The 24,971-nt window shown below is 75.8% G+C and carries 19 protein-coding genes; 9 read left to right on the top strand and 10 right to left on the bottom strand.

What is annotated here, in order from left to right; genetic code table 11:
- Window positions 1–86: 86 nt before the first annotated feature.
- Both ABZ457_RS29055 and ABZ457_RS29050 read right to left on the bottom strand, forming a co-directional pair.
- Window positions 87–605 carry an ATP-binding protein gene (locus ABZ457_RS29055; protein WP_359163523.1) on the bottom strand — a complete coding sequence of 173 codons (519 nt, stop codon included), beginning with the start codon at window positions 603–605 and terminating at the stop codon, window positions 87–89.
- Window positions 606–786: 181 nt separating this feature from the next.
- Entirely contained in the window at window positions 787–1,122 is a 336-nt protein-coding gene (locus tag ABZ457_RS29050) for a hypothetical protein (protein ID WP_359163520.1), read from the bottom strand.
- Between the two features lie 296 nt (window positions 1,123–1,418).
- On the opposite strand from ABZ457_RS29050, the gene ABZ457_RS29045 reads away from it, so the two are divergent.
- Window positions 1,419–2,549, top strand: coding sequence for a PLP-dependent cysteine synthase family protein (locus ABZ457_RS29045; protein ID WP_359163529.1), 1,131 nt, complete (start codon window positions 1,419–1,421; stop codon window positions 2,547–2,549).
- A 30-nt stretch (window positions 2,550–2,579) separates the two neighbouring features.
- Here ABZ457_RS29045 and ABZ457_RS29040 read toward each other — a convergent pair whose 3' ends face one another.
- From ABZ457_RS29040 to ABZ457_RS29025, 4 genes are all read right to left on the bottom strand, one after another.
- Complete coding sequence (locus ABZ457_RS29040; RefSeq protein ID WP_359163517.1) at window positions 2,580–3,059, bottom strand: SRPBCC family protein; 480 nt, start codon at window positions 3,057–3,059, stop codon at window positions 2,580–2,582.
- Window positions 3,060–3,231: 172 nt separating this feature from the next.
- Window positions 3,232–5,211: a hypothetical protein gene (locus ABZ457_RS29035; RefSeq protein ID WP_359163514.1), complete on the bottom strand. Its 1,980-nt coding sequence runs from the start codon at window positions 5,209–5,211 to the stop codon at window positions 3,232–3,234.
- A gap of 120 nt (window positions 5,212–5,331) precedes the next feature.
- On the bottom strand, window positions 5,332–5,775 hold the full coding sequence (locus tag ABZ457_RS29030) for an SRPBCC family protein (RefSeq protein ID WP_359163511.1): 444 nt from the start codon (window positions 5,773–5,775) through the stop codon (window positions 5,332–5,334).
- Window positions 5,776–5,778: 3 nt separating this feature from the next.
- Window positions 5,779–6,654 carry a DeoR/GlpR family DNA-binding transcription regulator gene (locus ABZ457_RS29025; protein ID WP_359163507.1) on the bottom strand — a complete coding sequence of 292 codons (876 nt, stop codon included), beginning with the start codon at window positions 6,652–6,654 and terminating at the stop codon, window positions 5,779–5,781.
- A 332-nt stretch (window positions 6,655–6,986) separates the two neighbouring features.
- Between ABZ457_RS29025 and ABZ457_RS29020 the strand changes: the two genes are divergently transcribed.
- Window positions 6,987–10,229 (top strand): hypothetical protein, encoded by a 3,243-nt coding sequence (locus ABZ457_RS29020; RefSeq protein WP_359163526.1) that lies wholly within the window; start codon window positions 6,987–6,989, stop codon window positions 10,227–10,229.
- On the opposite strand, the gene ABZ457_RS29015 is transcribed toward ABZ457_RS29020, so the two are convergent.
- The 3 genes from ABZ457_RS29015 to ABZ457_RS29005 form a co-directional block, all read right to left on the bottom strand.
- On the bottom strand, window positions 10,199–12,649 hold the full coding sequence (locus ABZ457_RS29015) for a right-handed parallel beta-helix repeat-containing protein (RefSeq protein WP_359163504.1): 2,451 nt from the start codon (window positions 12,647–12,649) through the stop codon (window positions 10,199–10,201). The genes ABZ457_RS29020 and ABZ457_RS29015 overlap by 31 nt on opposite strands.
- A 157-nt stretch (window positions 12,650–12,806) precedes the next feature.
- On the bottom strand, window positions 12,807–13,427 hold the full coding sequence (locus ABZ457_RS29010; protein WP_359163501.1) for a hypothetical protein: 621 nt from the start codon (window positions 13,425–13,427) through the stop codon (window positions 12,807–12,809).
- A gap of 486 nt (window positions 13,428–13,913) precedes the next feature.
- The gene (locus ABZ457_RS29005; RefSeq protein ID WP_359163498.1) at window positions 13,914–14,366 is read right to left on the bottom strand and encodes a DUF6643 family protein; all 453 of its coding nucleotides are present in this window, start codon (window positions 14,364–14,366) and stop codon (window positions 13,914–13,916) included.
- A 251-nt stretch (window positions 14,367–14,617) separates the two neighbouring features.
- Here ABZ457_RS29005 and ABZ457_RS29000 point away from each other — a divergent pair, with 251 nt between their 5' ends.
- The gene (locus ABZ457_RS29000; protein WP_359163495.1) at window positions 14,618–15,892 is read left to right on the top strand and encodes a TerD family protein; all 1,275 of its coding nucleotides are present in this window, start codon (window positions 14,618–14,620) and stop codon (window positions 15,890–15,892) included.
- A gap of 58 nt (window positions 15,893–15,950) precedes the next feature.
- Here ABZ457_RS29000 and ABZ457_RS28995 read toward each other — a convergent pair whose 3' ends face one another.
- Window positions 15,951–17,438: a glycosyltransferase gene (locus tag ABZ457_RS28995; protein WP_359163492.1), complete on the bottom strand. Its 1,488-nt coding sequence runs from the start codon at window positions 17,436–17,438 to the stop codon at window positions 15,951–15,953.
- On the opposite strand from ABZ457_RS28995, the gene ABZ457_RS28990 reads away from it, so the two are divergent.
- From ABZ457_RS28990 to ABZ457_RS28965, 6 genes are all read left to right on the top strand, one after another.
- The gene (locus ABZ457_RS28990; RefSeq protein WP_359163489.1) at window positions 17,437–18,282 is read left to right on the top strand and encodes an aspartate/glutamate racemase family protein; all 846 of its coding nucleotides are present in this window, start codon (window positions 17,437–17,439) and stop codon (window positions 18,280–18,282) included. The genes ABZ457_RS28995 and ABZ457_RS28990 overlap by 2 nt on opposite strands.
- A 154-nt stretch (window positions 18,283–18,436) precedes the next feature.
- Entirely contained in the window at window positions 18,437–19,000 is a 564-nt protein-coding gene (locus tag ABZ457_RS28985) for a hypothetical protein (RefSeq protein ID WP_359163486.1), read from the top strand.
- 153 nt (window positions 19,001–19,153) lie between these two features.
- The gene (gene lnt, locus ABZ457_RS28980; RefSeq protein WP_359163483.1) at window positions 19,154–20,824 is read left to right on the top strand and encodes an apolipoprotein N-acyltransferase; all 1,671 of its coding nucleotides are present in this window, start codon (window positions 19,154–19,156) and stop codon (window positions 20,822–20,824) included.
- 84 nt (window positions 20,825–20,908) lie between these two features.
- On the top strand, window positions 20,909–21,391 hold the full coding sequence (locus ABZ457_RS28975) for an NUDIX domain-containing protein (protein WP_359163480.1): 483 nt from the start codon (window positions 20,909–20,911) through the stop codon (window positions 21,389–21,391).
- Window positions 21,392–21,446: 55 nt separating this feature from the next.
- Window positions 21,447–22,250 (top strand): 3-hydroxybutyrate dehydrogenase, encoded by an 804-nt coding sequence (locus tag ABZ457_RS28970; RefSeq protein WP_359163477.1) that lies wholly within the window; start codon window positions 21,447–21,449, stop codon window positions 22,248–22,250.
- Between the two features lie 116 nt (window positions 22,251–22,366).
- Window positions 22,367–24,277, top strand: coding sequence for a GAF domain-containing protein (locus ABZ457_RS28965; protein WP_359163474.1), 1,911 nt, complete (start codon window positions 22,367–22,369; stop codon window positions 24,275–24,277).
- The last annotated feature ends 694 nt before the right edge of the window (window positions 24,278–24,971 follow it).

The raw sequence follows: 24,971 nt of genomic DNA, 5'->3' as shown, positions 1-24,971 counted from the left end.
CACCCACACGAGGGGCCGGGGGGGCGGGAGCGTTACCCCCCCCCCCGGCACCGGCGGCACAGGAATGCGGCGGGACGCGGTGGGCGTCAGCCCGCCACGGGCGACCGGGCGCCCGCCGTGCTCTCGATGACGACCTTCGGCAGATCCGCGAACGGACCCGTCGTCGTCGCACCGTAGACGGCCGGATACTCCGGCAGCGCGGACGCCGTGGTCGACGCGGGAAGCGTGAACCAGACGACCTTCCCGGCGTCCCCGCGCGGCCGTACCCCCCAGCTCTCGCTGAAGGCGGCGATCAGCGCGAGACCGCGTCCATGGGTCGAGGTGGAGTCCGCGTCGTACACGGTCGGCAGACGCGGATCGTGGTCGTGGACGGAGACCGTGAGGCGGTCGAGCAGCAACTCGACGTCCACGGTGCACCGTTTGTCCGGCTGAGCGTGCCGGTGCACATTGGTCAGCAACTCGGTGACGCCGAGCGCTGCCGGATCGATCAGAGGATCGAGATGCCAGTAGCGCAGTTGCGCCGAAATGATTCTGCGGACCTGACCGATCCGCGACGGCAGGGCCTGGAGCTCCACCGTGCAGTGCCTGCTGGGCTGGCTGATCACGGCTGCGACTCCCCGAAATAGTCCGGAAGAAGACGAGACACAAGATCCAGCAGTCGGCCGCCTGCTGAACGAACCGGCGGGGCTGGATCTCAGCGTGACCGCCGGTGAACCCTGGGTGATGTGGAACCAGCGTGGACCCTCGCCCGGGGGGCCGCAACTCGCGGCCGGACCGAGCCCGTTCTCACTTCCGCTCGGCGCCGTCCTGGCCGCCCGCACCGCGCACGGCGTCGAGGAACCGGCCCGCGAGCACCTTGGCGTCCGGGCGCCGCCCGCGCTGCCCCATGGTGAGCCGGTACCGCTTGCCGTTCACCGTCGCCACCGTGCTGTCCTCACCGGCGAACCAGGGCCGGCCCGCCGACACCCCGCGCACCGGCGCGCTGTCGATGACCCGCCCGTAACTGGTCATGAGCTTCAGCCGGCCGTCCTTGATGAGCACCTGGCCGGCCCTGGTCAGCGACCTCGGCCAGCGCTCGATGCGCACACCCGTGGCACTGAAGTCCGGCTCCGCGGTCGCCATGTCCCGCCCCCTTCGCACGATGTCTCCGGCAAGTCTGCACACTTGCCGCCCCGCGCACCAGTACGCGGGGCGCCGGTCGGCCACAAGCCTTCCCTATGGAACCCCAAAGTGAACATTTGCCCAGGTGAGGGGCTTACTGTGGACACAGGTACCCGCAATGGGGCCGGTGGTGGACAGGACGAGGAACGGCACAGATGAACACGAGTGGGAAGCCCGTGGACGCCGGGACGCAGCACGAACCGCCGACCGGGACGCCCGAGGCGTCCGGGACGGCGGAGGTATCCGCCGGACGGGTGATGGACGGCTCCGCCCCCGCCGCGGCCGCCCCGGCGGCGACCGTCGACGTCGACCGGAGCGACGACGTCTACCGGGCGTGGCTGAAAGAAGCCGTCCGCAAGGTCCAGGCGGACGCCAACCGGTCCGCCGACACCCATCTCCTCCGCTTCCCCCTCCCCGACGAATGGGGCATCGACCTCTACCTCAAGGACGAGTCGACCCACCCCACCGGCAGCCTCAAGCACCGGCTCGCCCGCTCCCTCTTCCTCTACGGACTCTGCAACGGCTGGATCCGGCCCGGAAAGCCGGTCATCGAGGCGTCCAGCGGCTCCACGGCCGTCTCGGAGGCGTACTTCGCCAAGCTCATCGGCGTCCCCTTCGTCGCCGTGATGCCGCGCACCACGAGCCCGGAGAAGATCCGGCTGATCGAGTTCCACGGCGGCCGCTGCCACTTCGTCGACGACTCGCGCAAGATGTACGAGGAGTCCGCGACGCTCGCCGAACGCACCGGCGGCCACTACATGGACCAGTTCACCTACGCGGAGCGGGCCACCGACTGGCGCGGCAACAACAACATCGCGGAGTCGATCTACCAGCAGCTCCGGCTGGAGCGGTACCCCGAGCCCGCGTGGATCGTCGCCACGGCGGGCACCGGCGGCACCTCGGCCACCATCGCCCGCTATGTGCACTACATGCAGCACGACACCCGCGTCTGCGTCCCCGACCCGGAGAACTCCTGCTTCTTCGAGGGCTGGACGCACCACGACCCGTACGCGAGCAGCGACTGCGGCTCCCGTATCGAGGGCATCGGCCGCCCCCGGATGGAGCCGAGCTTCGTGCCCGGCGCCATCGACCGGATGATGAAGGTCCCGGACGCGGCGAGCGTCGCCGCCGTGCGCGCCCTGGAACAGGCCATCGGACGCAAGGCCGGCGGATCGACCGGCACCGGCCTGTGGAGCGCGCTGAAGATCGTCGCCGAGATGGTGGAGCGCGGGGAACGGGGCAGTGTGGTCACGCTCATCTGCGACCCCGGCGACCGCTACCTCGACAAGTACTACTCGGACGAGTGGCTCGCCGGCCAGGGCCTGGACATCCGCCCCTACGCCGAGGCGATCGACACCTTCCTCAGGACGGCCCGCTGGCCCTGCTGAGAGGCCCCGCCGGAGTCCACTGTCGCGCGCTCATGTGCCCGGGGCGGCCAGCCGCCGGTCGAGGTTGCGCATCGCCTCCCGGAACGCCCGCCCCAGGCCGACCCGGCCGAGGCGCAGGGCGGCGCGCAGCGGAGCGGGCCCGTCCGCGGCGAAGGTCCACCGCACCCGCGACCCGGCCGGCGTGGCCGTGATGGTCCACTCCTCCACCAGGGCGCGCAGACCGGGGGCGTTGGTCTGCTCGACGCGGTACGTGTAGCGCCGGACGGGCTCGCGGACGAGGACGCTCTCGGTGAAGACCGTCCCGCCCTTGAGCCGGACCTCGCGTCCCGCGCCCCCGTCCGTGGACCGCGCTGCGGTCACGGCCGTGAACCACCGGGGCCAGTCCGCGGTGTCCTCGGCGAGTGCGGTGTACACGGCACTCGGCCGGGCCGACAGCGTCGCGGCGAACACCAGCCGGACCGGTGCCTCGTCCACGAATTCCAGCTCGACCGGGCGCAGTTGACGGGCCATGGTCCGTACCTCCAGGGGGGCGGCGAAGGGCGGCGGACCGACACCCTAGCGGCGCGGGCCCGGCCTGTCCCGGCCGTGGGAGCCCATGACCGGCGGCCCGGCGCGTGGGACCGGGCCGTGCTTGGACCCGGCCCGCCCCGAGGCCGGGCCGGGGACGGCGAGACCCGTCCGGTCAGCCCAGCGGCGCGAGTTCGCCGCCGTCCCGGAGCCGGCCCACCAGACGCGGCCGGTCGCCGGCCTCGGCTCGGGCCGCGAGGGTGCGGCCGTCGGCGTCCGCCGTGACGTCGCCCGTGCTGCGGATGCCCGTCACGGCGCGGCTCCCGGCGGCCAGCACGAACCAGTTGCCGCGCGGGGAGCGCCAGGTGGCGCCCGCCAGGACGTGCTGCCCGAACCGGCTGCACGCCGCCGTGTCCCCGGCCTCGGCCAGCACCGGGTCCGTACCCGATCGCCGTCCGCCCGGCTCCTGGAGCTGCACCAGCACCCGGCCCGGCCCCCGCCAGGTCTCCGCCCGGGTGCACACCCACGAGGCCCGGCCGCCGCCGTCCGGCAGCGACTGCTCGGCGAACACCCAGTTGTTGACCGACCGCACCCCCGTGCCCCGCAGCGACGGCAGCAGGCAGGCACTGCGCGCCCAGCTCGCCAGCCCCGGCGCGCCCGTCGCCTCGCGCGGCTGCCTCGGCGGGTGCCCGGCGCTCGGCGGCGGCGTCCAGGTCAGATGCACCGGCGCCAGGTCCCCCAGGTCGGTCACCAGGAAGGAGTGCTTCTCCACGATCCGTTCGGAGGAACGCAGTTGGAGCGCCGGCCAGCTCGTACAGCCCTGCCCGCCGCGCGGCCGGGGCACCTCGGCGGTGATCCCGCCCCGGACCGCCACGGCCCGGGCGGGGATGTCCGGACGCAGCAGGTCCCGAGTGGTGGACTCGGCGATCCACGGCGCGAGCAGATACCGGGCGCCGGTCTCCGAACGGCTGATGACCACGGCCGCGGCCGTCGTCACGTCGGCGTCGTCGGTGCGGGCCAGATCGAGCACGGGACGGCCGCCGCCTGCGACCGGTTCGGCGTAGCGCACCAGGCGCCGCCCGTCGTGCAGCAGCACCACGGCGACACCGTCCACCTCGCCCGCGTACAGGAGTTGGGGCGGTTCGGCGGCGGGCGCGGTGGAGGTGCCGGAGGTGGCGGACACCCGGGCGTCGGTCCCGCCGGCGAGCGCGCGCAGTGCCCGGCCCAGCAGCGCGGAGTCCTCGGTGCGGTCGCCGCGGGCGGGCCAGACCGAGAAGTCGACGCGCGAGGAGTCGGCCCACCGTTCGGACTCCGCAGCCCGCAGGGCCGCCGGCTCCGTCGCCCGCGCCGCGAGCCCCGGGCCCGGGGGACCGGCGGCCGGCGCGGACCCGTGGCCACCGGTCCCGGAGGCGAGGGTGGCCAGGACGGCCGTCACGGCGGCCGTCGCGGTGACCGCGGCGGCGAGCCGCCCCGCGTGCCGCCGCCGCAGCAGGTCGGTCGGCCGCGTCTGCACCCGGCTGGGGTCGAACTCGGCCGAGGTCAGCAGGGATTCGACGCTCGCCGCGCCGACGGTCCGCAGTCGCCCGGCCGCCCGGACGGCGTCCTGCGGGTCCGCGACCCGGGCGGCCGACAGCACCGCCAGCACCTCGGCCGGCTCCAGCCCTTCCAGCACCCGCAGGGCGACCGCCGCCCGGGCCGGACCGGGCAGCGCGGACAGGGCCCGGTCCAGGGCGAGTTCATCGGCGCCCCCGGCGCTGGGGAAGAGCCGCAGCCCCAGCACCACGGGCAGCGACGGCCGCAGAGCCGCGGGGGAGAGTGCGCGCGCGGGCCACCGGCCGGGCCGCCGCTCACGGCGGAGCGCGGCCCGCAGCACCCGCTGCCGCACCCACCGGTACGCGGGCCCCTCCGCGCCGCGCCGGGCGGACGCGGTGCCGGATCCGGACGCGGCAGCGGTCCGGCGTGCGGGCAGGGCCCGCTGCACCAGGGAGTGGGCCGCAAGGACCCTCCGGTGCCGCCCGAGCGTCGGAGGGAGGGTCAGATAGGCGAGCCGGACGAGCCGGACGTAGTGCTCGACGACGACGGTTTCGGCATCCGCCGCGCCGATCCGGATGGTGCCGCCCTCGGCTGCGCGGGACGGGTCGTGCTGGCTCGGCATCGGGAGGGCCCTCCGGACGGTCGGACATCGCACGCGGGCACACGCGCGCTGATCCCTACGTCAAACGAGCGATTCGTCGCACGGTCACACCGGCCCACCGGTCCGACGCCCACCGGGGGCTCAGCGGCGCCCGGATAGCAGACCGTCCAGAGCGCGGCCGAACACCACCCTGCCCACCCGCGTGACCAGCGGATCCAGCAGCGCGGGCACACCCCGGACGCTCAGCTCCTCCACCCACAGGACCACCGAGCCGCCGCCCGGCACCGGACGCACCTCGATCTCGGCCCACCCCGTGACCGCGCGCCCCCGCTTCTCCAGCCGGCACACCCCAGGGCCGCCGCCCGCCGGGGGGTCCCAGCGCACGATCTCCATCGGGTCGTCGAACCCGAACGCCTCCGCCCCGCTGCGCGCCACGAACACCGTGCCCACGCCCGCCGGCCCCTCCGTCACCACCGTCACACGGGTGAACGGCACCCCGGCCGCGTGCGCCTCCCAGTCGGTCACCCGGCGCCAGCACTCGCCGGGCTCCAGGCCCGTCCTGCGGCCGATGCGGAACACCGTCACCGCTCAGCCCTTCCCGCGCCCGTCACCGCCGGACTCCGGGCCGGCCGGGAGTCCGCCGCCGTCCTCCCCCGCGACCACCAGGGACGGCAGATGCTCACCGATCTCCGCACGCGCCTCGGGCGACAGGCCGGAGTCCGTGACCAGCGCGTCCACGTCCGCCAGCCGGGCGAACGAACTCAGGCCCACCGTGCCCCACTTGGTGTGGTCCGCCACCACGACCACCCGGCGCGCGGCCCCGACGAAGCGGCGGTTGGTCTCCGCCTCGGCCAGGTTCGGTGTGGAGAGCCCCGCCTCCACCGAGATGCCGTGCACGCCGATGAAGAGCATGTCGAAGTGGAGCGTGCGGATCGCCTGGTCCGCGACCGGGCCGACCAGGGCGTCCGACGGGGTGCGCATCCCGCCCGTCAGCACGACCGTCGCCGCGCCCGGCCGGCGCCCGCCCGCGCCGCCCGTCTGCTGCGCGGTGTGGAACACGTCCGCCACGCGTACCGAGTTGGTCACCACGGTCAGATCCGGGACGTCGAGCAGCTGGTGCGCCAGGGCGTAGGTGGTGGTGCCGCCGGACAGGGCGATCGCGCTGCCCGGCACGGCGAACCGGGCGGCGGCCCGCGCGATGTCCTCCTTGGCGGTGGGCTCCAGCGCCGACTTCGCCTCGAACCCGGGCTCGTGCGTGCTCGCCTCCACGACCGGCACCGCGCCGCCGTGCACCTTCTCCACCAGCCCGGTCCGCGCCAGGGCGTCGAGATCGCGGCGGACCGTCATGTCGGAGACGTTGAGTTTGCGGGTGAGTTCCTTGACTCGGACCCCGCCGCGCCGCCGGACCTCGTCGAGGATGAGGGCGCGCCGCTGTTCCGCGAGCAGGTTCTGGTGGTCGCTCACCGCCCGGCCGGTCCTTTCCGTGTCCACGCCGTGCCGTGCCGCACCGCGTCCCCTGACAGGGTGTCTCATCCTCGCACGCGTCCCCCGCGGAGGGTTCGGGGCGAGGCCCAGAGGGGGAGATTCCGTGGGGCGGCCGAGTCGCCGTACGTCTGTTGCCGTGCGTCCGTCCCGCGGTCCGAGAGAGAGCGAGTCGCCCAGTGTCCTCCGCGAATCCGGCACCCCCGGACCCGGCTGTTCCGCGGTCGGCCCGCGCCGTGCGGCCGGCGGGGCACGGGCAGGGGCCCGCGCTGGAACTGCTCGTCCACGGTGTCGGCGGCGCCAGCCCGCAGGAGATGCTCGGCGACCCGCGCACGGTCCGTGTCACGGGCGACGGCAAGGCCGCCGTCTTCCGGCGCACCGACGACGCCGACGCCGAGGACCGCCCCGAGCGGTACGCGGACCGCCCGATTCCGGAGGCGTACTGCTGGTCCAACCTCACCTCGGGCAACGGGGCGCGCGCGGTGTGGCTGCTCCTGCTGCCGTTCATGGTCGCCAACCTGGCGCACTGGATGCGTCCGAGGGCGCGGGGCAGCAGGCGCACCACCCGGCTGTACGGCGCGCTGGTGCGCCTGATCGCCCTCAGCCTCACGGTGCTGCTCACGGCCGCGGCCTGCGAGGTCGCCCTCGACCTGCTGGCCTGGCAGTGCGCGGGGTCCGCCGCGTGCGGCGGGGAGCGGGCCTGGCTGGGCTTCGTCTCGCCCGAGCGCGGCGGCTGGTGGTCCCAGCCCGGCCGCCGCCTCGCCCTCGCGGCGCTCGTCCCCGCCGCCCTCGTCGGGCTGCTGTGGTACCTGTCCAACCGCACCTGGAGCGCGTACGAGTCGCAGCGCCCGCCGTCCACGGGCACGGGGGCGCCGTGCTGCGAGCCGCCGGGCGCGCGGCCGGCCGCGCCCGCCGGGCCCGGCACGGGGCGGGCCGGCCGTGCGGATGCGCCCGCCGGGCGCGCGGGCAGGCGCCCGGACGGCCGGGCGGGGGACGCGGATGACTTGGAGGGGCGCGCCGACCTTGCCGCTGGGCACGCGGCCGACCCGGCTGGGCACGCGGCCGACCCGGCTGGGCACGCGGCCGACCCGGCTGGGCACGCGGATCTTCCCGCTGGGCGTGTGGGGGACGGTACGGGCCGGGCGGGCGCCCCCATTGGGCCCGCGCCCAGGCGGACCGGGCACGTGGACCTTCCCGGCGGCCCCGTCGGGGACACCGCCGGGCGTGCCGAGGGGGCCCCCGGACCCACCGGGGGCCCCGCCGGACGGACAGCGGGCGCCGCGGGACGCGCGGAGGACGCCGCGCCCGGCGCGGAGCCCGCCGCCGGGGCCGTCGGGGACGCCGCAGGGCGTGCGGACGCGGGCGCTGGGAGTGTGGACCTTCCCGCTGGGCACGAGGCCGGGTCCGCGGCCGACTGGGCGGGGTGCACGGGCCAGCCCGCCGGGTCCGCGGCCGACCGGGCCGGGCGCGTGCGCCTTCCCGGCGACCCCATCAGGGACACCGCTCCCCGAGCGGAGGGTCCTGCCGGGTCCGCGGCGACCCCAGCCGGACCGGCGGCGTTCGCCGTGGGGCACCCGGAGGGCCCCGCCGGACGGACAGCGGGCGCCGCGGGACGCGCGGAGGACGCCCCCGGGCCCATCGCGACCCCCGCCGAACAGGCGGAGGCCACTGCACCCGGCGGCGACGGGGCCCCGTGCCCCGTGTGCGGGCGGACGGGCACGGTCCCCGTCCCGGTCCGGGGCACCGGGCCAGGCCCCGACCGGCCCCCGGGCGGCCGGCACGCCCTCGGGCGGCCCGGGTTCTGGTACGGCCGGCGGCATGTCGCCCGGTTGCGCGCCGCGCACACCGCCGCCGGGTTCCTGACCGTCGCCGCGGCCGTCACCGGAGCCGCCGCCCGTTACGACCGCTCGGCCGACGGCACCGCGCTCGCGGTGGTCGGCGCCCTGATCGGGGTCGCGATCGTCGTCGCCGGCTGCGCCGTTCTCCGGGTGGTCCTGCGCCGTGGCCGCAGCGAGCGGCGTATCGACGCCCGCCTCGACCGCGCCGCCGTGCGCCAACTCCCCGGCGCCGCCCTCGTCCTGCTCGCCCTGGCCCTCGTCCACGCGGCCTGGTCGCGCCCCGGCTGGGAGTCGGCCGGGACCCTCCCGGGCGACGCCGTCTTCCGGGTGATCGTCCTGGTCCAGGGCGCGCTGGTGGTCGCACTCGCCGCCGCGGCCCTGCGTCTGCACCGGCGGGCCCGGCACCCGCGCGCGGTCCTGAACGGCCTCGGCGGCCCGGCCGTCGCCATGCTGGCCTGTGCCCTCGGGGGCGTGATGACCGGCGGCGTCGCCCAGCGCGTCGCCGACTGGCTCGACGGCCCCGGCACGCCCGGTATGGGCGAGGGCGGCACGATTCCCGGGCCGCCGGTCCTGCTGAGCTGGCAGGCGTCGGTCATCCCCGTCCTCCTCGTGGTCCTGCTGGTGCCCGCGCTCTGCCTCGCCATGCGGACCTGGCGCACCGGACGGCGGCTCGAAGCGGTCGTGGAGCGCGAGTACGGCGCCGTCCGGCCCGACGGGACGCGCACCCGCCGTATCGCCCACACCCGCGCCCGGGCCCGGCTCACCGACCTCGCCCCGCCGGTCGTCGGCGTCGTCTCGGCGGCGACCCTCCTCCTGGGCGTCGGGGCGGTCGCCGGGGCCTGGCTGACCGGCGAGGTGCCGGGGCGCGCCTTCGCGGGCTCCGGGCCGCTGCCGGAGTCCGCGGCGGACACCGCGCAGGCGCTCGGCTCCTGGATGGTGGGCTTCGGCTTCATACTGTTCGTCGCCCTGGGCCGCCGCGCCTACCGGGACGCCTCCGCCCGCCGCACCATCGGCATCCTCTGGGACGTGGGCACCTTCTGGCCGCGCGCCGCCCACCCGTTCGCGCCGCCCTGCTACGCGGAGCGCGCCGTACCGGATCTGACCTGGCGGATGTGCACCTGGACGGCGCGCACCGGCGGACGGCTCGTCATCTCCGGCCACTCGCAGGGCAGCGTCCTCGCGGCCGCCGCGGTCTGGCAGCTGCCCGCCGCGACCCGCCGCCGGGTGGCCCTGCTGACGTACGGCTCACCCCTGGAGCGCCTCTACGGGCGCTGGTTCCCCGCCTACTTCGGCCCGGCCGCGCTGCACGGGCTGCGCGACGACATCGACTGCTGGCGGAACCTGTGGCGGCCCACCGACCCGATCGGCGGACCGGTGCTGCCGGGGACCGCGGAGCACGGGAGCGACGGACCCGAGGTGGACCGGGAGGCGCTGCGGGACCCGCTGGTCTACGGGCGGGACGCCCGCCATCCGCTGCCCGAGCCGATCCTCGGGCACTCCGACTACCAGGCGGACCCCGCGTTCGCCGAGGAACGCGCGCATCTGCTGGCCCGGCTCGCGCCCGCCGTACCGCGCCAGGCCGGCGCACCGGCCGAGGCACCGCCGACCCAGGCGCCACCGGTGAAGGCACCGCCGGCCAAGCCGTCACCGGCGGACGCGCCGCCGGGAGCGGCGGACGGCCCGCGCGGTCAGGGCAGTTCGGGCAGGTCCTCCGTGTAGAGCAGGGTCAGGTCGTCGGTGCTGGCCTCGGTCAGCCCGGCGACGCGGACCGCGTGCCGTTCCACCATGGACTCGAAAGTCCCCCGTGCCGTACGGCCGTTGCCGAAGGCGGGGCCCTTGGGCAGCGCGCCGAAGTACTTCAGCAGCGCCTCGTCCGCGCCGGGTGCGAGCCGGTACTCGTGCTCCTCCGCCTGCTGCACCACGATCCGGAGCAGCTCCTCGGGCTCGTAGTCCTGGAAGGTGATGGTGCGCGAGAACCGGGACGCCACACCGGGGTTGACGTTCAGGAAGCGCCGCATCTCGGCCGTGTACCCGGCGACGATCACCACGACCGCGTCCCGGTGGTCCTCCATCAGCTTCACCAGGGTGTCGATGGCCTCCTTGCCGAAGTCCCGGCCGGAGTCCTCGGGGGAGAGGGCGTACGCCTCGTCGATGAACAGGACGCCCCCACGGGCCCGTTCGAACGCCTCCTGGGTGCGGATCGCGGTCGAGCCGATGTGCTCGCCGACCAGGTCGACCCGGGACACCTCCACCAGATGCCCCCGCTCCAGCACACCGAGGGAGGCCAGGATCTCGCCGTAGAGGCGGGCGACCGTGGTCTTGCCCGTGCCGGGGGAGCCGGTGAAGACCAGATGGCGGCGGACCGAGGCCGCCTTGAGCCCGGCCTCCTGCCGCCGCCGGCCCACCTCGATCATGTTCGTCAGTGTCCGCACCTCGCGTTTGACGCTGTCCAGGCCCACCAGGGCGTCGAGTTCGCCGAGGACGTCGTCCGAGCTGCGCGCCTCGCCCGGCGCGGCCGCCCGCGCCGCCGGGGGCGCGGCGGGCGCGGCCGGGGCGGGGGCCGGGACCTGTGCCGGGACGGCGGAGAGTAGTCCGGTGGTCGCGCCGGGCGCGGGCGCGGGGGTGCCGGGCGCCGCGGTCGCCGCCCGCTCGGCGCCGGAGCGCACCGTGCCGCTCTCGTCGCTGGTGCACTCCTCGACGACCGGGCCGTCGTCCTCCCCGAACTCGTAGCCCCCGCGCGCGCACCGCTCGGTGCGGCAGCGGCTCAGCAGGGTGCGGCAGCCGTCCATCACATGGAAGCCGTAGCCGCCGCTGCCCGTCACCCGGCAGCCGCGGAAGGTGCCCCGGCCCTCGGCGGAGACATAGAACCCGGCCTCGGCGGGGGAGGTGACCATGCAGCGCTCGATCAGCGGATCGGCGCCCTTGGTGACGATCACCCCGGTCTGCGCGCCGTCGATCGTGCAGCCGTTGAGGGTGCCGCCGCTGCCGTGGTCGCGGAACCAGGCGCCCGTGGACACCTCGCGCACCCGGCAGTCGTCGAGCTGCGCGGTCGCGCCGTCGCTCACCGACACGGCCGTGTTGCGCACCTGGGAGATGTCGCTGTCGACGACGTCCGCCCGCGAGCCGCGGTCCAGGACGAACAGGGCGTCCGGCACGTCGTGGACGCGGCAGGAGTCGAGCACCGCGGTCGCGCCGTCGCTGACCCAGACGGCCGGGTAGTCGCCGGTGCTGTCGTGGATCTCGCACCGGTTGGCGTCCACCCGGGTGCCCGGGTCCCACACGGAGAGGCCGTTGCGGCCGAAGCGGCGCACGGTGGACCGGGTGAGCGTCAGCACGGAACGGGAACGCAGATCGACCGCGTTCTCCGGGATGTCGTGGATGTCGCAGTCCGAGAGGGTGAGCACGGCGTCGGTGTCCAGGGTGACGCCGTCGGAGGAGGTGCGGTGCACCCGGGAGTCCGTCACATGGGCGGCGGCACGGGAGGTGACCTGCACGCCGACGCCCTTGATCTCGTACACCTCGCAGCCGATGGCCTCCAGCCCGCTGCCCTCGCCGGTCACCGCCAGCCCCGCGCCGGAGGCGTGGTGGACCCGGCAGCGCTCCAGCCGCGGATGCGCCCCCGCGCGCACCGACACCCCGGACTGGCCCGCCGACACCACCTCGCACTCCTCGAACACCCCGCCCGCGCCGTCCAGTACGGCGATGCCGACGCCCGCCGGGTTGTCGACGGTGCAGCGGCGCACGGTGGGGCGGGCGGCGCCGCGGACCTCCAGACCGGCGGCCGAACGCGTCACGATCCGCACATCGACCAGCTCGGGGGTGCCGTCCTCGACCAGCAGGGCGGGCGCAGCCGCGTCCTGCCCCTCGACGAGCAGGTCCCGCACGGTCGCCGACGCCCGGACGGTGAGCGGCACCCCGTCCGCCGGGGCGATGCGCACCGAGCCGGCCGCGCCGTCCGCCCCGCGCAGGGTGACCGCGCGCCGCAGCACCAGGTTCTCCCGGTAGGTGCCGGGCGCCACGGTGAGGACGTCGCCGTCGCCGGCGGCCTCCAGGGCGGCGGCGAGGGAGGGGTACTCGCCCGTGCGGCGGCGCCACCTCGATGTGCCGGTGTGCGTCACCTGGACCGTGCCCTGTGCCATCGTGCTGCTCTGCCCCCACCTCGTGATCCGTGCGTCAGCCCGCGCCACGCCGCCCGGACGGCACCGGACACCGAGCGCGCCGGCCGCGCGTCCGCCGGCGGCGGGGTGGCACCACCGTAGCGCGCGCGGCGGGCCGGAGTTGACGGGATGTGGCAGGTCAGCTCCCGGCGCCCGCGCGCCCCCAGTCGGGCCCGACGGCGGCCCAGGCCCGGTCCAGGTCCGCGAACCGGCGCCGTATCAAGTGCCGGAGGACCAGCCGCCGGACGCATTCCACCAGGAGGGCGGTGGCCACGGCGGCGCCGATCCCCGCGAGCACGGCGTGGGCGCGGATGCTGGTGAACTCCATGGGGCGGGGCACTATTCGGCCCTCCCGGTCCGTCCACACCGGGAAGGTGTCGCCCGCGCGCGGGGTGCGCACGGCGACGAACAGGGTGCCGGAGTGGACGCGTCCGTCCGGACCGGTCCAGGACGCGGCGACGGCCCGGCGGCGCTCCTCGGCCGCGCCCGTGTCCGGGTCGTGGTCCCGGTGGGCGGTCGGCAGCAGACCGGCGTCCCGGGGGCCGAGGACCGTCGCCGTCGTCGGATGGGAACGCTGGTGCTGGAAGCGGACCGCACGGTGCAGCGCTTCGTCCGTGGAGGAGGCGCCGATCCAGCCCACGACGGGCACGGCGACGAGCAGGAGCACCACGGCGGCCAGCGCGAGCCACGCCTCGCCGAGATCCGTGGCACGGCACAGCGGGTTGCGGCGCCAGCGCCAGACGCCAACGACGGTACGCACGGCGGCGGTCACCCCCCTTCTGCCTCCGCGACGACCCCGGCGCGGCAGCAGGCGGACCGGCAGGGGCACGGGGGAGCCGGCGCCACCGCTGTGACATCCCCCGGGCCGGGCGCCCGCCCGCTCGGCGCGGGGCCCGTTCCTGCCGCGGTCGTACCCGCCGCCGCGGTGTTCGACGCCTGTCTCAACGCACCGGGACCGACACCTGGTTCCCGGTGCGCGCCGATTCGCTCCCCGGGCACGGCACACGGCCCGTCCCACGGCGCCGACGATGCGTTCCCCCGCGCCGCTGCGCGCGCATCCGTCGGTGCCATGGGCCGGGCCCGTGAGTGGTGCCTGGTTCCTGTGTGTTGACGCTGTGTGGCCTCGGCCCATGGGCTCTCGGCACATGTGGTGTTCCGGGCGGTCAGAAACCCGGAGCACCTGTCTCGGATCACCCGGCGCGTACGCGCGGCCGTGGCCGGACGCCGTGTGCCGGACGCGGTGGGCTCAGTACCCCCGGCCCTGGTAAGGGCGGTTGTACGGATCCTCGTACGGGGCCGGCGCGGGCCGGGCCGCGGGCCGCATGGCCTCGTAACCGGCGGGCGCCGGACGGGGCGGCTGCGGGCTCTGGTAGGGCGCGCCCTGGTAGCCGCGGGGCGCGCTCGCCTGCTGCGGGATGTACGGCGCGGGCGCCTGCTGCAGCGGGACGGGCTGCGGCATCTGCTGCGGATAGCCGTAGCCGTAGGAGGGGGTGGACGGGGAGGATGCCGCCGGGAGGGCGGGCAGGGCCGCGGGGAGCGCCGGCAGGTAGCTGTTGCCGGTGTCGTAGGCGGCGGGCACTCGGATCGGGGCGATCTGAGGCGTGCCCCGCTCCGCGACCAGGGAGTCGTAGATCGGGGTGTCGGGAAACGACGGCGCGGAGTAGTAACCGCCGCCATAGGTGGCGCGGGGGGAGGTCATGGCACATAAGTTAAGCCCACGATGTGCTGGTTGGGGAGCCCGATAAGAGGGTTGTTTCGGCAGCGCTGAGTAACCACGGATACCCAATACGAGCGAATCCGGTGAAAACGGCCGCCCCAGCGGTCGATGATCGTGTAAAGGGCAAGCTGAGAGAGGGTTACCGATGGGTCGGGCCCGCCGAGGGGGACGTATGCGAAACAGGCTGACAACACACGAACTTCCGGGCGCCCGGCGCCGGAACGGGGGCGATCATGCAGATGTCTAAGGGCGGCAACATCCCGGTGGGGACCCAGCGGGTCCGCGTCGAGACGGGGTGGACCCAGGGGCCGGGCGTTCCGGACATCGACGCCTCGGCGCTCCTCCTGGCCGACGGCAAGGTGCGCTCCGACGCGGACTTCGTCTTCTACAACCAGCCCTCGCACGCCTCCGGCGCCGTGCGCCACGAGGGCAAGGGTCCCGCCACCGACACCGTGGCCGTGGACCTCGACCGGGTGGAGGGCCCCATCGAGCGCATCGTGCTCGCCGCCTCCGCCGACGGCGGCACCTTCGGGCAGGTGCCCGGCCTCTACGTGCGCCTGCTCGACGCGACCACCGGCGCGGAACTCGCCCGCTACGACAGCCAGGACGCCGGTGTGGAGACCGCGTTCGTCCTCGGTGAGCTCTACCGCCGGCAGGGCGCGTGGAAGTTCCGCGCGGTCGGACAGGGTTACGGCACCGGACTGGAGGGCCTCGCCACCGACTTCGGCATCACCGTCGACGAGCCCCAGCAGGCCGCCCCGCCCGCACCGGCCGCGCCCGCTCCGGCCGTCGCGCCGCCGCCCGCCCCCGCGGCGTACACCCCGCCCCCGGCTCCGGCCGCCCCGCCGGCGCCTCCCGCGCCCGCCGCGCCGGTCCGGCTCTCCAAGGTCACCCTGACGAAGGAGGCCCCGTCCGTCTCCCTGGTGAAGCAGGGCGGCACCTCGGGCGCGCTGCGCGTCAATCTGAGCTGGCAGGTGCGCAAGCAGTTCAAGGGCTGGGGAGCCAAGCTCGGCAGGGCCATCGCCGTCCACGGCGACCTGGACCTCGACCTGTGCGCCCTGTACGAACTGACCGACGGACGCAAGGGAGTCGTCCAGGCGCTCGGCAACGCCTTCGGCGCCCTGCACCAGCCGCCGTTCATCCACCTCGACGGCGACGACCGCACCGGCGGCACCTCCGGTGAGAACCTCACCGTCAACCTCGACCACACCGCCGCCCTGCGACGCGTGCTGATCTTCGTGACCATCTACGAGGGGGCGCGCAGCTTCGCCGACCTCGACGCGACGGTGACGCTCCAGCCCCAGCACGGTGCGGCGATCGACTTCTCGCTCGGCGAGTGCACGGTCCCGTCCACGGTCTGCGCCCTCGCGCTCATCACCAACACCGGCTCCGACCTCGTCGTCCAGCGCGAGGCCCGGTTCCTGGTCCCCGAGCGCGGCGTCAGCCCGCAGCGCACCATCGACTACGCCTACGGGTGGGGCATGAACTGGACCCCCGGACGCAAGTGACCGGACCGGGGCGCCCGGGGTCCGCGCGGCCTCGGGCGCCCCGTGCCGGGTGTGTGCGCTACCGGCGCCCGGGCGCCGCCTCGGGACGGGCGTACGTCCGCCCCTTCCAGGCCGCGCCCCGGCCCCGGTGGTGGCGGATCGCCGAGTCGACCGTCATCAGCAGATAGAGCACGGCCGTGAACGGCAGCGCGGGCGCGGTGAGCGGGGACAGCCCGTAGTAGCGCAGCACGGGCAGAAACGTCCCGGACATCACCGCCCAGGCGAGCCCGCCGGCCCAGGCGGCCGCCGCGTCACCCGACACCAGCCCGGCGACCAGCGCGACGGGCGGCACCACATAGACGAGCAGCAGCCCCGCGACCGTCCCGGCGAGCAGCACCGGACTGTGGCGGAGCTGGGTGTACGCGCTCCGCGACACCATCCGCCACAGGTCCCGCAGCCGGGGGTACGGGCGCACACTGTGCACCCGGTCCGCGAGGCCGAGCCAGATCCTGCCGCCCGTGTCGCTCACCGCCCGGGCCAGGGTCACGTCGTCGATCACCGCCTGCCGGATCGACGCGGGGACGCCGGCCCTGCGGGCCGCGTCGGTCCGCAGGAGGACGCAGCCGCCCGCGGCCGCCGCGGTGCGCGAGGCCGGGCTGTTCACCCGGCGGAACGGGTAGAGCTGCGCGAAGAAGTAGACGAACGCCGGGATCACCAGGCGCTCCCAGCCGCCGGCCACGCGCAGGCGCGCCATCAGGGACACGGCGTCGAAGCCGGGGGTGCCGACGGGGGTGGTGCCGGTGCCGGTGACGGCACCGGAGCCGGGGTCGGGGTCGCCGGGGGCGGCACCGGGGCCGGACGGGTCGGTGGACGCGTCCGACACGTGGGCGTCCGACATGGGTACGCCGGACATGTGCGCGTCCGACACGGGCCCGCTCGACGTGTGCGGAGCCGACATGGAGGCGCTCGACGTGGGCGCGTCCGACATGTGCGCGTCCGACATGGGTGCACCGGACATGTGCTCGGTCGACATGTGCGCACCGGACAGGTGCGGAGCCGACATGTGCCCCGCGCGCCCCGCCGCGCCACACACCGCGGATGCCACCAGTTCGCGCAGGCTGTCCGGGTCGTGGGCGATGTCCGCGTCCGTCAGCAGCAGGAACTCCGGCCCCCGCTCCTCCGCCAGGGCCATCCCGTGCCGCAGTGCCCACAGCTTGCCCGTCCACCCGGGCTCCGGCTCGCCCGGTGTGGTGACCGTCAGCGGCAGCCCGCCGCACCGCGCGGCGATCGCACGCGCCTCGGCGGCGGTGCCGTCCGTGCTGTTGTCGTCGACGAGGACCACCTCCGCCCGCCCCGGGTACTCCTGGCCCAGCAGCGACGGCAGGCTCAGCGGCAGCACCTCGGCCTCGTCCCGCGCGGGCACCACCACGACGACGGCCGGCCAGTGCTCCGGATCGCGCCGGCGGGGCGGCAGCCGCTGGTCCGTGCGCCAGAAGAAGCCCTGGCAGAGCAGCAGCCAGCACCAGGCGGCCAGCGATCCGGCGGCGGTCCACGCGAGGGCGCTCATGCGCGGCAGTCTGCCCCACGGCGGCGGCCCGGAGCGGCCCGTCGACTATGGTGACCGGGTGAAGATCGCGCTCATGGACTCCGGAATCGGGCTGCTCGCGGCGGCCGCCGCGGTACGTCGGCTGCGGCCGGACGCGGATCTCCTGCTCTCCTCGGACCCCGAGGGCATGCCCTGGGGCCCCCGCACTCCGCAGGACCTGACCCAGCGGGCGCTCGCCGTGGCGCGCGCCGCCGCGGCCCACCGGCCGGACGCCCTGATCGTCGCCTGCAACACCGCCACCGTCCACGCCCTGCCCGCGCTGCGGGCGGAGCTGGAGCCGGGGATCCCCGTCGTCGGCACCGTCCCCGCGATCAAGCCCGCCGCGGCCGGCGGCGGCCCCGTCGCGATCTGGGCGACGCCCGCCACCACCGGCAGCCCCTACCAGCGGGGCCTGATCGCCGACTTCGCCCAGGGGGTCGGGGTCGCCGAGGTGCCCTGCCCCGGACTCGCCGACGCCGTCGAGCACGCCGACGAGCAGGCCATCGACCGAGCCGTCGCCGCGGCCGCCGCCCTCACCCCGCCGGACGTGACCGCTCTCGTCCTCGGCTGCACCCACTACGAACTCGTCGCCGAGCGCATCCGCGCGGCCGTCAGCCCCGCCGGGCCCGGGCCCCTCTTCCACGGCTCCGCCGAGGCCGTCGCCGCGCAGGCACTGCGTCGCGGCGGCATCGCGGCGGCGCCGGACGCGGCACCGACGGGCCGCCTCACCGTCCTGCTGGGCGGCCGGCCGGGCGCCCTGCCCCCCGCCGCCCTGCGCTACGCGGAAGGGCGCGGGCTGGGCGCGGTGACGGCCCCGGCGGGCTGAGGAAGCTCGCCAGGGCGCTCCGGGGAGCGCCGGCCTGCCGCCGTCGCTCGGGTCGCTCCGATGCCGGACGGTCGGACCGCCACGCCCTCCGGAAACTACGTTCCGTCACGTCCGGGCGGTGCTCCGCGGGGCGTTCCTGGGTACCCTCCAGAGCATGAGGCACCACTTCCGGCACATGGGGCCCAACCCTATGCAGCCTGTCCCCGAGGTGTGGACCGGCCGTGCGACGAACCGCATGCAGTGGGTGCTCGCGGGGGCGGGCGCCGCCTGTCTGGCGCTCGGCGTCAAGCTGGCCGTCGACGGCAACTGGACCACCGGTGTCGCCGCCCTCGCCATGGCGGTCATCGGCTGCGTCGCCGCAGGTCTGATGATGCTCTACGGGACGCTGGCCTTCGTCCACGTCGAGGTGAGGGTGGACCGTGAGGCGGTCGAGGTGCGGTGCGGCCACATGGGGCTGCCGCGCCGGAGGATTCCGCTCGACCAGGTGGTGGGCGCCGACTTCGACCCGAAGGTGACCCCGCACCAGTGGGGTGGCTGGGGCTGCCGCTGGCGCCCGGAGAAGGGCACCGCCGTGGTGGTCCGCCGGGGCGAGGCCCTGGTGGTCGCTCTCAGTGACGGAAAGTCCTTCACCGTCACCGTGGACGACGCGGAGTTCGCGGTCCGCGTGATCCGTGAGCGGATCCGGGGCATGCGGCCCGGTTCCGTCAGCCCGACCTGACGCCGGACCGGCTTGGACCGGCTTGGACCGGCTTGGACCGGCTCGGACCGGACGCGGACCGCCGTTGACCGGTTCGCCGCCGGGCCGGACCTCGGCCCGGTAAGGCCCGGCCGCCCTGCCGGGCCCACAGGCCCCGGCCGTAGACTCCGGCAGGTGAGTGCCACCATCACCCCCGTCGACCCCCCGCAGCCCGCTCCCGCACCCGCCTCGCGCGGGCGCGCGTCGGCCCGCCGGCTGCTGCTGCCCGCCGCGGCCGGCCTCGCCGGGGTGCTGCTGTTCGTGAGCTTCCCGCCCCGGCCGCTGTGGTGGCTCGCGGTCCCCGCGTTCGCGCTGCTCGGCTGGGCCCTGCGCGGGCGGCGGCTCCGCGTCGGGCTGGGCCTCGGCATGCTCGCCGGGCTCGGCTTCATGCTGCCGCTCCTGGTGTGGACCGGTGAGGAGGTCGGACCGGGCCCGTGGCTGGCCCTCGCGTTCGCCGAGTCGTTGTTCGTCGCCCTGGCCTGCACCGGCATCGCCGCCGTGTCGCGGCTCCCCGGCTGGCCCGTGTGGGCCGCCGCCGTGTGGATCGCGGGGGAGGCGGCCCGCGCGCGGGTGCCGTTCGGGGGCTTCCCCTGGGGCAAGATCGCCTTCGGGCAGGCGGACGGCCTCTTCCTGCCGCTCGCCGCCGTCGGCGGCACCCCCGTGCTCGGCTTCGCCGTGGCGCTGTGCGGGTTCGGCCTGTACGAGTGCGTCCGCCAGGGCCTCGCGTACCGGCGCACCCGGCAGGTCCCGCGCACGGCCGTCGCCGTCGCGCTCGGGGCCCTGCTGGTGCCGCTCGCCGGGGCGCTGGTGGCGCGTCCGCTCGTGGACGACACGGCCGAGTCCGGGACGGCCACCGTCGCCGCGATCCAGGGGAACGTGCCCCGGCTCGGCCTCGACTTCAACGCCCAGCGGCGCGCGGTGCTCGACAACCACGCGGCGCGCACCGAGGAACTCGCGCGGGACGTCGCCGCCGGCAGGGAGCCCAGGCCCGACTTCGTGCTCTGGCCCGAGAACTCCTCCGACCTCGACCCCTACCGCAACGACGACGCGCGCCGGGTGATCGACGACGCGGTGGACGCGATCGGCGTGCCGACCGTCGTCGGGGCCGTCGTGACCCCCGAGACGGGGCCGCTGCGGAACACGCTCATCGAGTGGGAGCCGGGCCGCGGGCCGGTGGACACCTACGACAAGCGCCATGTGCAGCCGTTCGGCGAGTACATCCCCATGCGGTCCTTCGTCCGCCTGTTCAACTCCGACGTGGACCGGGTCCGCCGCGACTTCGGGCCGGGCGACGAGGTCGGTGTCTTCGACCTCGCCGGCACCCCCGTGGGCCTGGTGACCTGCTACGAGGCGGCGTTCGACGACGCGGCCCGGGACACCGTGACGCACGGCGCGCAGCTGATCTCCGTGCCCAGCAACAACGCGACCTTCGGGCGCAGCGAGATGACCTACCAGCAGCTCGCGATGTCCCGGGTGCGCGCCGTGGAGCACAGCCGCACGGTCGTCGTCCCCGTCACCAGCGGGGTCAGCGCGGTGATCATGCCGGACGGGCGGGTGGTGCGGGAGACGGCGATGTTCACCCCGGACGCCCTGGTCGCCGAGGTGCCGCTGCGCTCGTCGCTGACGCCCGCGACCCGGCTCGGGGTGCTGCCCGAGGTGGCGCTGCTGCTGCTCGCGGCGGGTGCGCTGGGCGCGGTGGCGGCGGGCGCGGTGCGGCGGCGTCGCGCGGCGAACGCGGTGGGGCCGGACGGGCAGGCCGGGTCGGCCGAGTCCGCGGAGCCCGCCGCGGGCTCCGGCTCCGCGTAGGCGGCGCCCGGTCCGGACGCGTCCCGGTCCGGACGCGCCCCGGTCCGGGCGCATGGGCGGGGAACGGCCGGTTAGGGTCCCCGCATGGGCACTCCTGAGTTCATCCGACAGATCCGCGCCACCGCCGGGCACCAACTGCTCTACCTGCCCGGCGTCAGCGCCGTCGTCTTCGACGGCGAGGGGCGGGTGCTGCTCGGGCGCCGGGCGGACACCGGTCTCTGGTCGGTCGTCGGCGGCATCTGCGAACCGGGGGAGGAGCCCGCGCTCACGGCCGAGCGCGAGGTGTACGAGGAGACCGCGGTGCGCTGCGTCGCCGACCGCGTGGTCCTGGTGCAGGCGCTGCCCCACCCCGTGACCTATCCCAACGGCGACCGCTGCCAGTACATGGACATCACCTTCCGCTGCCGGGCCGTCGGCGGGGAGGCGCGCGTCAACGACGACGAGTCCCTGGAGGTGGGCTGGTTCGCCGTGGACGCGCTGCCCGAGCTGGCGGAGTTCGCCCACTTCCGGATCAAGCAGGCCATGACCGAGGGACCGGCATGGTTCCAACCCACTCATCAGCGCTGAAGTATGGGCGCTGACCATATGTGTCGGCTGTTGACCGCTGCCTAGTGTGCGGGACATGACCGCGCCCACCACATCAGGATCCCCGGACCACTCCGTCCGTGCCGACCTCGCCGGCCGCACCGCCCTGGTCACCGGCGCCGCAGGTGGCATCGGCCGGGCCTGCGCCCTGCGGCTCGCCGCCGCCGGGGCCGTCGTACGGGCCGTCGACCGGGACGCCGAAGGACTGTCCGCCCTGGTCAAGCAGGCGGACGGGCTCGCCGGGAGCATCGAGCCGGTCGAGCTCGACCTCACCGACCTGACGGCCGCCGAGGAGGCGGCCCGGGGGGCGGACATCCTCGTCAACAACGCGGGCCTGCAACTGGTCCGCCCCATCGAGGACTTCCCGCCCGAGGTCTTCCACACCGTCCTCACCGTGATGCTGGAGGCGCCGTTCCGGCTGATCCGTGGCGCGCTGCCGCACATGTACGCGCAGGGGTGGGGCCGGATCGTCAATATCTCCTCCGTCCACGGGCTGCGCGCCTCCCCCTTCAAGTCCGCCTATGTGGCCGCCAAACATGGGCTCGAAGGACTCTCCAAGACCGCCGCGCTTGAAGGCGCGCCCCATGGGGTCACCTCGGTCTGTGTGAACCCCGGCTATGTGCGCACCCCACTGGTGGAGAAGCAGCTCGCCGACCAGGCCGCCGCCCATGCGCTGCCCGAGGAGCGGGTGCTGGCCGAGGTCCTGCTCAAGGACACCGCGATCAAGCGCCTCGTGGAACCGGAGGAGGTCGCGGAGACCGTGCTCTTCCTCTGCACCCCGGCGGCGTCCTTCATCACCGGCACCTCCGTGTCCCTCGACGGCGGATGGACGGCCCACTGACGGGCGGCGGGACGTCCGGGGCGCCGGAGGGGCACGGCGGGAGCGGCGCGACGGGCGGGCCGGAGGTTATCCACAGGGCTGGCGCGGTGCCGGGGGCGACCGGTAATCCTGTCCCCATGTCCATCGAGCAAGCCTCCTACCTGGAACTCCTCGCCCGCGGCGCGCCGGCCGAGTCCTACGACCACCCCGCGCTGCTGGCCCGTGCGCGGGGCGCCGGCGCCGAGGAGCTCGCCGCCCTCGACCACGCGAAGGACCTCGCCCTGCGCGTACGGGCCGAGCTGGAGGGGCGCAGACGCCGGGAGGCCGAGCTGTCGGCGCTCTTCGAGACCGCCCACGACCTCGCCGGCCTGCGCGACCTCGACGCCGTGCTGCGGGCCATCGTCCAGCGGGCCCGCTCCCTCCTGGGCACCGAGGTGGCCTACCTCAGCCTCAACGACCCCGTCGCCGGCGACACCTATATGCGGGTCACCGGGGGCTCGGTCTCCGCCCGCTTCCAGCAGGTGCGCCTCGGGATGGGCGAGGGGCTCGGCGGGCTGGTGGCCCAGACCGCGCGCCCCTACGTCACCGCGAGCTACTTCGAGGACGAGCGCTTCGAGCACACCGGGCCCATCGACGCGGCGGTCAAGGACGAGGGCCTCGTCGCGATCCTCGGCGTCCCCCTCAGTCTGGGCAGCCAGGTCATCGGCGTGCTCTTCGCCGCCGACCGCCGGGCCAGGGTCTTCGAACGCGAACAGGTCGCCCTCCTCGGGTCCTTCGCCGCGCACGCGGCCGTGGCCATCGAGACGGCGAACCTGCTGGCCGAGACCCGGTCCGCCCTCGCCGAACTGGAACGCGCGAACGCGATCATCCAGGACCGCAGCGGAGTCATCGAACGCGCCTCCGAGGTGCACGACCGGCTCACCGAACTGGTCCTGCGCGGCGGCGGGGTCGACGACGTGGCCGCCGCGCTCTCCGAAGTACTCGGCGGGACGGTCGAGTTCACCGAGGACGTGCCCCGCACCAACATCGCCGACGGGCATGTGGTGCGGATCCGCCACGACTGGATCGCCGAGGTGTCCGCGGGCGGGGAGGTGTTCGGCGCGCTCGTGCTGCGCGGGCACCGCACGCTGGACCCCGTCGACCAGCGCACCCTGGAGCGGGCGGCCATGGTCACCTCGCTGCTGCTGCTCGCCAGGCGCTCGGCACACGACGCCGAGCAGCGGGTGCGGGGCGAACTCCTCGACGACCTCCTCGACTCACCGGACCGCGACCCCAGGCTGCTGCGCGAGCGCGCGGCGCGGCTCCGGGCCGACCTGGATGTGCCGCATGTGGTCCTCGCGGCCCGCACGGACGAACCCGCCCCCGCGCCGGGTCCGCGTTCGGCGGCGGGGGCGGGGGCCGCCGCGCGGGAGAGCGCGGACCGGCAGCGCCTGTGGTCGGCCGCCTCCCATCTCGCCGCCACGGGCTCCGGGCTCGCGGCGTCACGGGACGGCGGGACGGTCCTCCTGCTGCCCCTCGCCCCCGGCGACACCCCGGCCGAACTCGCCCGCAGAACCGCCCGCCAGCTCGGCAGCACCCTGCGCGAGCCGGTCACCGTCGGAGCCTCCAACCCGGTCGCCTCCCCGGCCGCCGACCCCGCGCCCGTCTCCACCGCGTACGCCCAGGCCCGGCGCTGCCTGGACGCACTGCGCCTGCTGGGCCGCACGGGCCAGGGCGCGGCAGCGCAGGACCTGGGCTTCCTCGGCCTCCTGCTGGCCGACCCGGGCGACATCGACGGGTTCGTGCGGCGCACCATCGGCGAGGTCGTCGACTACGACCGGCGCCGAGGGACGGACCTGGTGGGCACCATGGCGGCCTACTTCGAGAGCGGCATGAGCCCGGCCCGCACCAAGGACGACCTGCACGTCCACGTCAACACCGTGGCCCAGCGTCTGGAACGCATCGCCCGCCTCCTCGGCCCGGACTGGCAGTCCCCGGCCCGCTCCCTGGAGATCCAGCTCGCTCTCCGCCTCCACGGCATGTCCTCGACGGCGGCCGCCGGTCCGTGACCACTGGGGCCGGGTGCGTGACGCCCGGGGCCGCCCAGGCGTCGGGGCCACCGAGCGGACCCCGGCCGTGCGCTGCGCTCGGCCGGGCGCGCGTCCCGCGCGGGCCGGCCGCGGACCTCCGGCCGTGTGAGCGCCGGGCTGCGCTTGGCGCTCGCCCCGTCCGGGCCCGCGTGCGGCACCGCGAATCCGGCCGGACCGCCCGGGCGTCGGGGCCGTCGTGCCCGTTGCCCCGGCCGCCGGCTGCGCCCTCAGGCTTCGCCCAGGCCGCGTCCCACGCGCCGCCGCGGACCTCCGGCTGTAGGAGCGCCGGACCCCGCTTCGCGCTCGGCCCCGTCCGGGCCCGCGTTCGGCACGGGCGCCTCGTGCTCCGCCCGGGCGGCGCCGCGACGCCCGGCCGGACCGCCCGGGCTCCGGCCGCGTGACCGCCGGTTCGCGCGCCCCGCCTTCGCACCGGGCCGGGCCACGCCCCGGTCGGCCTGGCGCGCCGCCTGGGGCGGGATGGCCCGCGTCCCGCGTCCCGCGCGTCGCCGCGGACCTCCGGCTGTAGGAGCGCCGGGTTGCGCTTCGCGCTCGGCCTGTTCGAGCGCGTGTCCCGTGCGGATGCCTCGTGCTCCGCCCGGGCGGCGCCGCGACGCCCGGCCGGACCGCCCGGGCTCCGGCCGCGTGACCGCCGGTTCGCGCGCCCCGCCTTCAG

Origin of the sequence: Streptomyces sp. NPDC005805 (assembly GCF_040630445.1) — a bacterium.
Lineage (GTDB): Bacteria > Actinomycetota > Actinomycetes > Streptomycetales > Streptomycetaceae > Streptomyces.
The sequence above is the reverse complement of the archived record's forward strand: the minus strand, read 5'-3'. Positions and strand labels throughout refer to the sequence as shown.